Source organism: Lysinibacillus sp. A1 (assembly GCF_000801965.1).
Classification (GTDB): Bacteria; Bacillota; Bacilli; order Bacillales_A; family Planococcaceae; genus Lysinibacillus; species Lysinibacillus fusiformis.
In genome coordinates this window covers 106,015-118,151 of sequence record NZ_JSZM01000006.1, presented here as the reverse complement: position 1 = coordinate 118,151, position 12,137 = coordinate 106,015, and the positions used below count along the sequence as shown (strand labels likewise).

General features: G+C 37.8%; 14 protein-coding genes and 1 pseudogene. 10 read left to right on the top strand and 5 right to left on the bottom strand.

What is annotated here, in order from left to right; all coding sequences use genetic code 11:
* Positions 1-58 precede the first annotated feature (58 nt).
* The 6 genes from cccA to PI85_RS04380 all read left to right on the top strand — a co-directional run bounded on the left by cccA (position 59) and on the right by PI85_RS04380 (position 3,759).
* Positions 59-418: a cytochrome c550 gene (gene cccA, locus PI85_RS04405; protein ID WP_008178451.1), complete on the top strand. Its 360-nt coding sequence runs from the start codon at positions 59-61 to the stop codon at positions 416-418.
* 164 nt (positions 419-582) lie between these two features.
* Positions 583-1,275 carry a tRNA (adenine(22)-N(1))-methyltransferase TrmK gene (locus tag PI85_RS04400; protein WP_036127168.1) on the top strand — a complete coding sequence of 231 codons (693 nt, stop codon included), beginning with the start codon at positions 583-585 and terminating at the stop codon, positions 1,273-1,275.
* A gap of 1 nt (position 1,276) precedes the next feature.
* Positions 1,277-2,398: a Nif3-like dinuclear metal center hexameric protein gene (locus PI85_RS04395; RefSeq protein ID WP_036127167.1), complete on the top strand. Its 1,122-nt coding sequence runs from the start codon at positions 1,277-1,279 to the stop codon at positions 2,396-2,398.
* Positions 2,399-2,413: 15 nt separating this feature from the next.
* Positions 2,414-2,638 (top strand): hypothetical protein, encoded by a 225-nt coding sequence (locus PI85_RS04390; RefSeq protein ID WP_036127164.1) that lies wholly within the window; start codon positions 2,414-2,416, stop codon positions 2,636-2,638.
* 109 nt (positions 2,639-2,747) lie between these two features.
* Complete coding sequence (locus PI85_RS04385; protein ID WP_036127163.1) at positions 2,748-2,996, top strand: DUF2164 domain-containing protein; 249 nt, start codon at positions 2,748-2,750, stop codon at positions 2,994-2,996.
* 223 nt (positions 2,997-3,219) lie between these two features.
* Positions 3,220-3,759, top strand: coding sequence for an NADPH-dependent FMN reductase (locus PI85_RS04380; protein ID WP_085961723.1), 540 nt, complete (start codon positions 3,220-3,222; stop codon positions 3,757-3,759).
* Between the two features lie 119 nt (positions 3,760-3,878).
* Here the strand turns inward: PI85_RS04380 and PI85_RS04375 are convergent, their stop codons facing one another.
* Positions 3,879-4,058, bottom strand: a complete 180-nt coding sequence (locus PI85_RS04375) for a hypothetical protein (protein WP_008178439.1) — start codon at positions 4,056-4,058, stop codon at positions 3,879-3,881.
* A gap of 230 nt (positions 4,059-4,288) precedes the next feature.
* Here PI85_RS04375 and PI85_RS04370 point away from each other — a divergent pair, with 230 nt between their 5' ends.
* Positions 4,289-4,912 (top strand): hypothetical protein, encoded by a 624-nt coding sequence (locus PI85_RS04370; protein ID WP_225316131.1) that lies wholly within the window; start codon positions 4,289-4,291, stop codon positions 4,910-4,912.
* A gap of 80 nt (positions 4,913-4,992) precedes the next feature.
* Here the strand turns inward: PI85_RS04370 and PI85_RS04365 are convergent, their stop codons facing one another.
* On the bottom strand, positions 4,993-5,529 hold the full coding sequence (locus PI85_RS04365; RefSeq protein WP_036127160.1) for a hypothetical protein: 537 nt from the start codon (positions 5,527-5,529) through the stop codon (positions 4,993-4,995).
* A 74-nt stretch (positions 5,530-5,603) separates the two neighbouring features.
* Between PI85_RS04365 and PI85_RS04360 the strand changes: the two are divergent.
* Positions 5,604-6,071, top strand: a pseudogene (locus tag PI85_RS04360) (GNAT family N-acetyltransferase).
* A gap of 41 nt (positions 6,072-6,112) precedes the next feature.
* On the opposite strand, the gene PI85_RS04355 reads toward PI85_RS04360, so the two are convergent.
* Entirely contained in the window at positions 6,113-7,372 is a 1,260-nt protein-coding gene (locus PI85_RS04355) for a dicarboxylate/amino acid:cation symporter (RefSeq protein ID WP_036127158.1), read from the bottom strand.
* Positions 7,373-7,636: 264 nt separating this feature from the next.
* Positions 7,637-8,686 carry a TRAP transporter substrate-binding protein gene (locus PI85_RS04350; RefSeq protein ID WP_036127156.1) on the bottom strand — a complete coding sequence of 350 codons (1,050 nt, stop codon included), beginning with the start codon at positions 8,684-8,686 and terminating at the stop codon, positions 7,637-7,639.
* A gap of 151 nt (positions 8,687-8,837) precedes the next feature.
* Here PI85_RS04350 and PI85_RS04345 point away from each other — a divergent pair, with 151 nt between their 5' ends.
* Both PI85_RS04345 and PI85_RS04340 read left to right on the top strand, forming a co-directional pair.
* Entirely contained in the window at positions 8,838-10,379 is a 1,542-nt protein-coding gene (locus PI85_RS04345) for a sensor histidine kinase (protein WP_200886552.1), read from the top strand.
* Between the two features lie 28 nt (positions 10,380-10,407).
* Complete coding sequence (locus PI85_RS04340; protein WP_036127154.1) at positions 10,408-11,103, top strand: response regulator; 696 nt, start codon at positions 10,408-10,410, stop codon at positions 11,101-11,103.
* 47 nt (positions 11,104-11,150) lie between these two features.
* On the opposite strand, the gene PI85_RS04335 is transcribed toward PI85_RS04340, so the two are convergent.
* Positions 11,151-12,119 (bottom strand): 4-hydroxy-3-methylbut-2-enyl diphosphate reductase, encoded by a 969-nt coding sequence (locus PI85_RS04335; RefSeq protein WP_036127152.1) that lies wholly within the window; start codon positions 12,117-12,119, stop codon positions 11,151-11,153.
* Between the last annotated feature and the right edge of the window lie 18 nt (positions 12,120-12,137).

Sequence of the window (12,137 nt, the reverse complement as noted above, 5' to 3'; positions counted from 1 at the left end):
GATGTTGACTGATTCTATATTATAATAGAAGTAGACTTAAAATGAGGAGGGGAAACTTATGAAAAACAATCCAGTCGTTCCTTACATCTTAATTCTGGCATTTGGTATTGGTCTTATTTTCTTCATGTCTTTACAAGGTGCAGATAACAAGAAAGAAATTGCTGCTGAACATGAGGGCGGTGGCGAAACTACTGAAACTACAGACGCAAATGATGATGGTGCTGCTCTAGTACAATCTTGTATCGGTTGTCACGGTGGTGATTTAACTGGTAGTATGGGTCCAAACCTACATGGCTTAGATGAAGCCCATATCGTTGAAGTTTTAACAAAGGGTATCGAAGGTACTCCAATGCAACCAAACATGAAAACTGAAGCAGAAGCAAAAGCTATTGCTGAATACATTTCTACTTTAGAATAGTATGACTGACAAGTAGCTGTACTGAAATAGTACAGCTACTTTTTAAATGTAAAGAATCATGAAATGGGGTTGTCCACATGAATACTGTGAGACGACTCCATTTGTTTTTTTTCACGACATCATCCATACTAGTAATGGACTCTATTTAAGGTAGGCGGTAAAAAATGAACGCACAAAAACTTTCGAAGCGATTAGAAATGGTAGCAAAATTTGTTCCCACAGGAGCGGTAGTAGCGGATATAGGTAGTGACCATGCCTATCTGCCATGCTATTTAATTCATCAAGGAATAGCTTCTTCAGCAATAGCAGGGGAAGTAGTAGCAGGCCCCTATGAATCAGCAGTGGGACAAGTACAAAAAGAAGGATTAAACAAAGAAATTACGGTACGTCTAGCAGATGGATTAGCAGCAATAGAATTGACTGACCATGTCGATACAGTAACGATTGCTGGAATGGGTGGTCCCTTAATTGTCTCTATTTTAGAGAAGCATCCTGAAAAGCTGCAAGGTGTCACACGTCTCATTTTACAACCGAATATTCATGCAAAGGTGATCCGTGAGTGGGCTTTAGCACATAATTGGGCTATTCTCGATGAAGAAATTTTAGAGGAAGATGATAAAATCTATGAAATTCTTGTGTTGCAAAGAGCACAAATGGAGCTTTCGCCAGCAGAGATTTTATTTGGTCCTAAATTAAGTACCCGTAAAGCACCAGCATTTATAAAAAAATGGACGCGTGAAAAAGAAAATTGGCAACGTGTGTTACAATCCATAAAAGATGCAGAACAAACACCTGAAATTGAAGAAAAACGTGCAGAGTTATTGGCTCTTATTCAATTAGTAGAAGGAGTTTTGTAAAATGAAGTCGGTAAATGGTCAAGAAATTATTCAAGTATTCGAATCATGGTCGCCTAAAAAACTGGCTTGCATGGAGAATGATCCAATCGGTTTAGCGATTGGTACACTCAATAAACCTGTTAGCAAAGTATTAGTCACTTTAGATGTCAATGAAGCTGTTGCGAATGAGGCCATTGAAAAAGGATGTGAGCTGATCATTGCACATCATCCTCCAATTTTTAGACGTCTAGCGAATATTCGTACAGACGATCCAGCAGGGCGCTTATATGAAAAGCTCATTAAACATGATATCGCTGTTTATGCGGCGCATACAAATTTAGATGTAGCTGAAGGTGGAGTTAATGATTTATTAGCAGATGCGCTTCAACTACAGGACCGTACAATACTAGAAGAAACGTACTCAGAACATCTTTTAAAGCTTGCTGTTTTTATCCCGTCTGCAAATGCTGAGGATTTACGCGAGACGCTAGCAAAGGCTGGAGCAGGGCGCATTGGAGAATATGAAGCATGTAGTTATACAACTGCTGGAGAAGGACGCTTCCGTGCGTTAGCAGGCGCCAATCCATTCGTTGGGTCAGTTGGTGAATTACATGTTGAAGAGGAAGTAAAGGTAGAAGTCGTATTTCCTGAATCGATGAAAAACCGTGTTTTAAAGGCAATGCTTACTAGTCATCCCTATGAAGAGCCAGCCTATGATGTCATTCGACTTGAACAGCAAACGAATAGAATGGGATTAGGGCGTGTAGGTCACTTAGCTAAAGAAATGACCTTACAACAATTCGCAGAGTTCGTGAAGCAGCAATTACAAGTTCCAGCGGTTCGTGTCGTAGGTGATTTACAGTCGAAGATTAAGAAAGTTGCGCTTGTTGGTGGAGATGGTAATAAGTATATTTATGCAGCGAAACGTGCAGGAGCAGATGTTTTTTTAACGGGTGATATGTACTTCCATACAGCACAGGATGCTCAAGCGATGAATCTGCAAATTGTAGATCCTGGTCACCATGTAGAAAAAGTGATGATTGCAGGAGTAGCGGCGAAAATGACGAAGCTATGTGCGGATAAAAAATATGTGGTTGAATTTGTACAATCAACCATTCATACAGAACCATTTTTATTTGTTTAAGCGAGGGGAATAGATGTGGCTAATGAAAGACCTGCTGGCAATAAGGCTGGTAAACTGTGGATTATAATCGGTTTATTCATCGCTGTTTTTGGTATAGGGATGACGGTTATGACGAATATGATGAATGAAAAGAAAATGGATGCCATGACCGTACAATGTGAAGACAATGGCGGTCAAGCCATTATATCAAAGGAAAAAAACTTCCTTTCCACGAGTTATTCATTTGAATGTAAACAATAATAAAAGGATGAACATTACTAGGTAGTGTTCATCCTTTTTGTATGCAAAGAATAGAAGGATAATGATAAAATGAAGATGACATCAATTAGCAGAAATGGAGAGATATATCTTGTTTATTCGTTTAACTAAAGATCAGCAAGAAATGATAGTGGCTGATATTCAGCGATTTTTCTACACTCATCGAGATGAAGACATTAGTGAATTTGAAGCAGAGCGTGTGTTAGATTTTATCAAGGAAAATATCGCTCCATATATTTATAATGCAGCAGTATCAGACGCAAAATATGTAGTGGAAAGACAGTTTAGCTCCATGGAGGAAGAACTGGAGGCGTTGGAACAGCCCATTAAATTAAAGTAATGAGGGAGTTCAAAAAGTTTCGCATTTAAATAATTGACAGAAAATAAAAATATATGGTAATTTAATCTTGAATTAAAGACTATTTAATTCGAAGTATTCATAGCGACTACATAGAGTCCATGAATAAAGCTGTATGTATCTGGCCAAAATGGTTACGAGTGTTGTTCACGTACATGGAATGACGATGATTTCACAAACTGAATGGGAAAACGAGGAGGGTCATATGTTAAAAATCGGTATTATTTTAGGAAGTACGCGAGAAGGTCGTGTTAGCCCACAAGTTGGAGCGTGGGTAAAGGAAGTCGCAGAAAAACGCCGTGATGCGGAATATGAAATAATTGATATCGCTGATTTTAAATTACCGTTTCTTGGAGAGCCAGGGGGAGATACTTCTGGAGTAGCGACATGGTCAGAGAAAGTAGCTGCATGTGACGGCTTTGTCTTTATTGTAGCAGAGTATAACCATTCCATCACAGGTGCACTAAAAAATGCATTAGACTTTTTACGAGTAGAATGGAACAATAAAGCTGCGGGTATCGTTTCCTATGGTTCAGTTGGAGGAGCACGTGCTGCGGAGCATTTAAGAGGGATTCTTGGAGAATTACTAGTTGCTGATGTTCGAGTTCATCCAGCTTTATCATTATTTACCGATTTTGAAAACGGCTCAGTCTTTAAGCCAAAAGAGGTGCAGGCGGATTCAGTTCATCAAATGTTAGATCAGCTTATTCCTTGGTCAACAGCTTTAAAAACAATTCGATCATAATGTTGTGACACTAGGCACATTAAAGTACTTATTGTCTTTCTTAAAAGCAAATATATAGACAGCCGCTTTCAGCTAAATTAGTAGCATGGAAGCGGTTGTTTTTGTTGGAATTATTCCTATTAATGTTCGATTTCTTCAATAACCTTCTCTTTCAAATCTGCATCCATAGAGGATAGTTTGACCGTATTTGAGAGTCGTTCCTTTAATTCCTTATCTGTCAAAATGCCACGCTCTTTTAGAATTTGTACGAGTAGATTCAAGGTCATAATATTTTTAATTTCCGCTGCTTTTGCATCCATTTAAAACCCTCCAAAAATATAGAATTACTACCCCTTAAGTGTACTCCTTTTTAAAAATCATGACACAAAAAGGACAAAACATAGCTAATTTATTTCGTGTTCCGGAATATGTGAGGGAAATTAAGCAGTGTCAGAAATGGTTTATTTCATAGTAACGATAAAACAGTGATAGAAAACGGTGAATATTGTATTTGCAGAGCTCATACCTTCCTAACAGGGGGGATTTCATTGTGAAACGGATAGGAGTCGTTACAGGATTAATGCTGGTCATTATCGCGATCATCATCCTGTTTAATAAATATGAAGATGGTAAGCCTTTAGAAGCCAATTTCGAGAAAGGACCAATAATTACGAAAGAAGAGTTGAGTTTATCACTATTAAAAGATAAGCTGCTTGAAAAATACGTCGGTATAGATGTTAAAACAACTGCGGAAAAGGAATTGGTCATCCAAATTGTAGGGGGAGAAGAGTATGTTCAGTCGGTTAAAACAGACATGGAAGCTATTGCAAAAAGCGTTATAAAAACTTCTGCCTTAAAGGATTACCCGATTGTCTTTGAAAGATGGGAATTTACATCATTGCTGGATGGTAATAAAGCGATGGGCAATGATATTAATCTATTAATCGAAGATTTAATAAAAGGGCTACAATCTTTTGATGTATACGAATACTTAATACTAGAGAATCGAACAACCATTACGATTCAAACAACTATAAAAGGTGACAATGCGGAGGCACTTCAACTAGCGACTAAGATGGAAGGTGCAGTAAAAAAAATTGTCCAAACGAATGTGAGTCAAAGCGATTCCTATGTCATTCATATATTAAATGGGGAGCGAGAAAAAATAAATTGAAAAGGCATCGAGATTTTAAATCTGGATGCCTTCTTTTTTGCTATGTAAGCTCTTAATGTGAAACTAAATTCATGACTCATTTACTTACTCATGGCAAATAAAGCTTGATAGAGTGTTGCGAGGAGTGCCACAAAGTGCATATCATCAGCTTGGAAAAGTTTAAACATTAGCCCCGTCCGTATGAGCTCAGTCTCTATTGGGCTTGCACTGGCAATTTTCTCATCATTACAATATAAATAGGCGGTAGCAGTAAAATCCCTTTCAAAACGAAATGCCAAATTGTCCATAGTAAAGGTGTACGAGGATTCTAATAATTGAACTGTTTTTCGGACAATCGGTATGGTGCTACCATCAGGCATAACGAGCTGATGACTTACCCCTTTTGTTAACAGAGTAGATTGTACTTGAAAAAGGGGGGCACCTAAAGTTGTTCGTGTTTCATAACGATAGGGTAAAGTTTGCTGTGCCGCAACTAATAATACGGCATTTAAAACTTTACCAGTAGAAGAACGCTCTACTTTCTGAAGCACACACACTGTTTCGTTGTTTTCATTGATAATAGGAATATTAGAAAAGCTTTTAAAGGCCTTAGGATAGTGAAGCGTAAATGTTGCCATAAAGAAACCTCCATTCATTATGTATACGAGTATGTCATTCCAGAGGTTTCACAAAATTACAGGAGGATAAAGTTTTGAGCTATTGTTTTCTACCAATTTCACAAGAACAAGCAGAAGATATCGCTTATAATTGGCATTATGAGGGTCACTATTCTTTCTATGATATGGAGGCTGACCATGAGGATTTACAAGCATTTCTCAACCCGTATACAAGAGGAAATGTTTTTGCGGTCTTAAAAAAACAAGAACTAGTTGCTTATTTTAGCATTATGACGGTTGCTGACCAAACGATGGAGATTGGCTTAGGCATGAAACCTAGTCTTACAGGAAAAGGCCTAGGCTATAATTTTTAAAAAAATGCTATTGATTTTGTCTTGGCAAACTATCCTTGCGAAATGATTACCTTATCGGTCGCCACATTTAATCTACGAGCAATCAAGCTATATCGCAAGGTAGGATTTCAAGACGCTCATACTTATATGCAAGCAACAAATGGTGGTGTCTATGAATTTCTAAAAATGGACTATATAAAAGGCTACTAAGGAGAGACAAGTATCTCGCTTTCAGTAGCCTTTTTAACTATTTAAGGTTGTGCGATTTCACCTGAGAGAGCACGTTTTTCCTGCTCTGTATCAAATTCCTTCTCCATTTTTGAAACAACTACTGTCGCCACACCATTACCAATAAGATTTGTAACAGCTCGAGCTTCGGACATAAAGCGGTCAACCCCGATTAGTAATGCAATTCCTTCTACGGGAATCATCGGGAATGCTGCTAATGTGGCAGCAAGTGTAATAAACCCAGAGCCTGTTACACCCGCAGCCCCCTTAGATGTAAGCATTAGAATGGCTAGTAATGTGATTTGATGCCAAATATCTAAATCAACACCGTAAGCTTGGGCAATAAATATAGCGGCCATCGATAAGTATATGGATGTTCCATCTAAGTTAAAGGAATAACCTGTTGGTATAACTAGCCCCACAACTTGCTTAGAACAGCCGTAGTTTTCTAATTTACGCATCATGGAAGGCAATGCTGATTCAGATGAAGATGTACCAATAACGATGAAAATTTCATCTTTAATGTATTTAATAAATTTAAAAATACTAAAACCGAAGTAATGTGTAATAAATCCGATGATGACAACGATAAAAATAAACATTGTAATATAGACGGAGAGCATTAAAAATCCTAAGTTGCCTAGAGATTTAAGTCCAAAGTTGCCGATTGTATAACTCATGGCACCAAATGCGCCAATAGGAGAAATTTTCATTACCATATTAACGATTTTAAAGAAGATATCCGCAACTTGTTCAAAAAATTTAATAACTGGCTTAGCTGGTTCACCAATCGCCGCCGCTGCTAATCCAAATAATACAGCTGAAAATAAGACAGGTAGTAATTCACCATTTGCGAGTGCACCCACAACATTATCAGGGATGATTTGCATGATAAATGCACCCAAACCGTGTTCTGCCGCCGCTGCATTTGTATATTGAGAGACATCTGCTCCGTTGGCGGCTTCTGTATTAAAGCCTTTACCTGGTTGTACAATATTGACAACGATAAGACCAATCGCCAAGGCAAATGTCGAAACAATTTCAAAATAGATTAAAGCTTTTCCCCCGATTTTCCCAACCTTTTTGACATCACCCATACTACCAATACCAATTACAACCGTTAAGAAGATAATGGGTGCTATTAACATTTTAATTAGTTTAATAAATATATCCGCCAATATTTTTAGCTTTGCTCCGAACTCTGGGAACGCTGCACCTACGATAATCCCTAGTACAATAGCAATCAATACTTGGACTGTTAAGTTTTTAAAATTTATACGCATATAGTTCTCCCCCTACAACATCTATGAAGATTGTGTGAACGCTTTCATGTCGTTATCATAGCTGAAATTTTCCGACAATAGTTTTTATGACCGTAATGTTTCTATTGTTCATTTAGTTCATTTTTCAATGAGAGGGTTGGTAAATGCAGTAATAGCAATGATTTCAGGCTGTTTTATAGTAGTTTTAAATTTTAGTAATCTATTATAATACAAAAGAAAAGATCCTTACGATATGTAAGGATCTATCATTAATGACCAAAAGTATTATGGTGCAACAATTTTTTTAATCTCAGTTAGAATCTCATCATTTTGTGTTTGGGTTTTATAAAAATCATAGACAGGGGAGAGCTGCTCCTTAAAGCGCTGTCTTTCCTTAAGACTCATTGTAGAAACATCAAAATCATCTTGCTGTTTAAGCTTTAACATATCCTGTTCATTCATACGGGCAGCCTGTTCAAACTGCCAATCTGTTGTTTCCTTCATAGCCTCCACCAATTGATGTTGAATTTTAGCTGGTAAGGAATCCCAAAAGCTTTCATTCATTAATACCGCATAGCCTAAAATACCATGCTGTGTGATGGTCATATGTTTTTGAACTTTGTAGAAACCTTTTGAGTAAATATTAGAGGCTGTATTTTCCTGTGCATCAATGGCGTGTTTCTCTAAATCTGTATAAACCTCACTAAATGAAATCGGAATAGGCGTTGCTTTCAAAACTTCAAATTGTTTCTCCAATGTTTTACTAGGCATTGTGCGAACACGTAAACCCTGTAAATCTTCAAATGTGTGAATGGGGTGATCCACAGAGGTTAGATGCTTAAAGCCGTTGTACCAAAAGCCGAGCCCTTTTATATGAATTGGTTCTAGCTCGTTTAATAATTGATCACCGATTGTTCCTGTCAGTACTTCTTGTACCTCATCATTTGTATTAAACAGGAAGGGTAAATCAAGAACTTGCCAATTCGGTACATACGTTGTCATCTTAGAAAAGGTCGGGATAATCATTTCGACTTCACCCTTTTGCAAAGCCTGAAACTCATTTTCATCATTAAATAAAGAGGAATTGGAGTATACATGCACTTTGACTTTGCCCTTCGTCTTTTCTTCTACTAATTCAGCAAATTTATTGGCAGCCTGTCCTTTTGGTGTATTTTCAGCTACTACATGACTTAGATGGATGGTAATTTGCGTGTCTAACCCCTTTTGTTCATCATCGTATGGAAGCGGCTTTGCGAAAAGCAAACCTTGTTGAACACTAATGGTGATCACTAAAAATAAGACGGTTACAATCGTTCCAATAATAAATTTTTTCATTGAATACACCCAATTTATTCGTATTTTCTATTGTTTTTGTTATTCTAACATATGGAGTAAGCTAAAATATAGTAGAGGGGAGGCGATTATCTTGAAATTTCAGAAGTTATCGATGCAAAGAAAAATTATGTCGCTGACTTTTTTTATACTCATGCTTTCCTTTAGTATTGGTGGTACTTTTTTGTTGGGGTATGTGATGAATGAACAAAAGAGCAAGCTTAGTGACCAAGCATTACTAGTAGCCAAAACAGTGGCGCAGCTTCCTGAAATTAAAACCTATATTGCCCACGAAAACATTGAAATGGCCATACAACATATTAACCCTGTAGTGGAAGAAATCCGAGATATAAATGGGGCTCAATATATAGTCGTTTTGGATATGAAAAGACAGAAGTATTCTCACCCCAGTAAAGCGGAACTGGGTAGCATTTCGCAATCTGCCGATTTAAACGCTGCTTTTTCCGAACATTACTATACGTCAATCGCACATGGGGAGCATGGCAACATGGTTCGCGCGTTTGTACCAATTATGAACAATCAAGGACAACAAATAGGTGTTACGGTCGTTGGATATAGTGTTTTGACGGTGGCGGAATTACTGCAATCGATGCAAACGGAGCTGATCATTACTTTACTATTATCTTTAATCTTTAGCGTATGGGGTGCGCGAACATTAGGGCTTCATATGAAAAAGCAAATGTTTGGATTAGAGCCTCATGAAATTGCCAAAATGTATGTAGAACGAACGGAAACCTTTAATGCGATGCATGAGGGCATTATTGCGATCGATAATGATTTGACCATTACCATTTTTAATGAGAAGGCCTGCGAAATACTTGGAGTTGACGAAGAACCATCTAATTTGATTGGTCAGAAAATTTTTCACGTCTTACCGGATACAAGGCTACCTGAAATTTTGGAGCTTGATCAGCCACTATTTAACCGAGAGTTATATATAAATGATCATAGTATTATGAGTAATCGTATCCCCATACAGGTTAGTGGAGAAACTGTTGGAGCAGTGGCCATGTTTAAAGATCGGACAGAAGTGAAGAAGCTTGCTGAAGAGCTGACAGGAGTACGAGCATTTGTTCAAGCGCTTCGTGTTCAAACACATGAGCATAAAAATAAACTGCATACGATAGCTGGACTTTTACAACTTGGACATCATGAGCAGGCTTTATCCTACTTGACGCAGGTAAAGGAAGAACACGATGAAATTACTAACTTTTTAAATGAACGTATTAAGAATGAAAATATTTCAGGGCTATTACTTAGTAAAATTTCCTATGCTAAAGAACAAGGAATCCGACTGGAAATTGACCGTGAAAGTCGTTTAACATCCTTTCCACCTAATTTAGATCATCATGATTTTGTCATTCTATTCGGGAATTTAATAGAAAATGCCTTTGATGCATTAAGGGATACACAGGTGGAGGAAAAGGTTATCCATGTTTCTGTCGATGAAGACGAGGATGTCTTAGCGATTCTGGTCACGGATAACGGTGTTGGCATGACAGATGAGATCAAGAGCCATATTTTTGACAATGGTTTTTCTACAAAAGAGAAAAATTACAGAGGAATAGGGCTATTTTTAATAAAAGAGATTGTTGAAAAAGGACAAGGTGATATTGAAGTCATCAGCGAACCAAATAAAGGGACTAGTTTTTTACTAACATTTTACTATGCATAAGCATTAATTTTGGAATGGAGGGCTGATAATGGTACAAATCAAAGTATTATTAATTGAGGATGATCCAATGGTCCGTGAGGTGAATCGTCAATTTATTGAAAAGGTAGATCACTTTCAGGTGATTGGACAAGCATCCAATGGTTTAGATGGCGTGACGCAAATTCGTCAACATCAGCCTGACTTAGTATTTATGGATATTTTTATGCCGGAGCAAGATGGCATCACTAGTTTACATAAAATTCGCGAGCTGGACTTACCAGTAGATGTTATCACTGTCACGGCTGCGAATGATATGGACACGGTGAAACAAGTATTGCATCTAGGTGTTTTTGATTATATTATGAAGCCCTTTTCGTTTGAACGTGTCAAAGGGACACTTGAAAATTATTTACGCTTTAAAAAGCAAACGCAAACGGAACGCGAGCTGACACAAGGTGAATTGGATCAGCTATTCCATTATCGTGATGGCACTTTGGAACAGTCTACCTTATTACAAACAGAAAAAAACCTTCCGAAAGGCTTTAACCGTACAACGCTGGAAAAAGTGGTGCACTTTTTGCAATCGGTAGATGGTGCATCGGCAGAAGAAGTTGCAAGTGGCGTTGGGATTGCTCGTGTAACAGCTAGAAGATATTTAGATTATTTAGAGAAACAAGAGAAAATTACGATGGATGTCCATTATGGTGGAATTGGTCGTCCGATAAACTATTATTTTAGTAAATAAAGAAAAAATCCTGTTTGTCATCATGACAAGCAGGATTTTTTTAGTAATCAATGGGGCATAATTTTCTCAACTGGTGTAGGTGTTTTAATCTTCGGTAGAATTTTATCTAATGTCACTGTACGTTTGATAACGTGTGTGGATGGATCATTTTCATCAAATTGATCCAAGAAGGCAATGACCTCTTTGACAATAGGTGTTGGTGTTGAAGCACCTGCTGTCACAGCAACTTTATTAATGCCTTTTAACCAATCTATTTTAAGCTCTGAAACGTCCGCGATACGATAGGAAGGTGTCCCAGCGATTTCAACAGAAACTTGCGTTAAACGATTGGAGTTATTCGATTTAGGGTCACCTACAACAATCAATAGTTCCGCTTCTCCTGCCTGCTTAGCGACAGCTTCTTGACGGACTTGAGTAGCTAAACAAATCTCTTTGTGTACCTCAATATGAGGGAATTTTTCTTTTAAACTATCCATTAAATGGGCGACATCCCATTGGCTCATTGTCGTTTGATTTGTGACAAGCAATTTATCATTCGTTAAGTTTAACGCATCAATATCATTGGAAGATTGAACTAAATGGACATGATCAGGTGCAACGCCAATGGCACCCTCAGGTTCCGGGTGTCCTTTTTTCCCAATATAAATAATATCATAGCCTTCTGCAGATTTTTCACGAATTAAATCGTGAGTAACAGTTACATCAGGACATGTAGCATCAATGGACACTAGGCCTTTACGCTTCGCAATTTCACGAATTTCAGGTGAGACACCATGTGCTGTGAAAATCACAGTACCAGATTCAACTTGTTCGATAATTTCTAAGCGATTATCGCCGTCTAAAGTGATGATACCATCTTCTTCGAACGCGTCTGTGACATGTTTATTATGGACAATCATTCCTAGAATGTAGATAGGTCTTGGTAATGTTTTATCAAGTGCGGCGTTTCGTGCGATGACCATCGCATCAACAACACCGTAGCAATAGCCACGTGGATTAATTTTTAATACTTGCATGGTTGTGACTCCTTTCAA